The 407-nt window shown below is 67.1% G+C and carries 1 pseudogene; it reads right to left on the bottom strand.

Annotated features, from left to right (window positions below):
- Nucleotides 1-407, bottom strand: a pseudogene (locus WG898_RS25200) (heme utilization protein); the annotation flags it as partial.

The following is a 407-nucleotide window of genomic DNA, read 5'->3' on the forward strand; positions in this document are numbered from 1 at the left end:
CCACCTGGGCCGAGGTCAGCGCCTGCAACTGGCCATTGGTGAGCGCATCCAGCTGGTCGCTGGTGAGGGCGCGCAGGGCCGAGGTGCTGAGCGACTTCAGGTCGGCGGTTTCGATCGCAGCGATATGCGCGGTGGACAGGTTGACGATTTGGGCGGCTGTCAACGAGGCGACCTGGGCCGAGCTCAGCGCGACGATGTCGGCGGTGGCGAGACCCGGCAACTGGTCGGTGCTCAGGGCGTTGATCTGACCCGAGGTTAGTTGGCCGATCTGGTCGCTCGTAAGGTCGGCAATCTGGTCGGAGCTCAGGCCCTTGAAGGCGGCCGTCGTGATGGCGCGCAGGTCGGCCGATTCCAGCTTGGGCAGCTGCACCGAGGTCAGCGCCGCCACCTGGTCGGAGTTCAGCGCG

Source organism: Paucibacter soli, from assembly GCF_037482845.1.
Classification (GTDB): domain Bacteria; phylum Pseudomonadota; class Gammaproteobacteria; order Burkholderiales; family Burkholderiaceae_C; genus Paucibacter_B; species Paucibacter_B soli.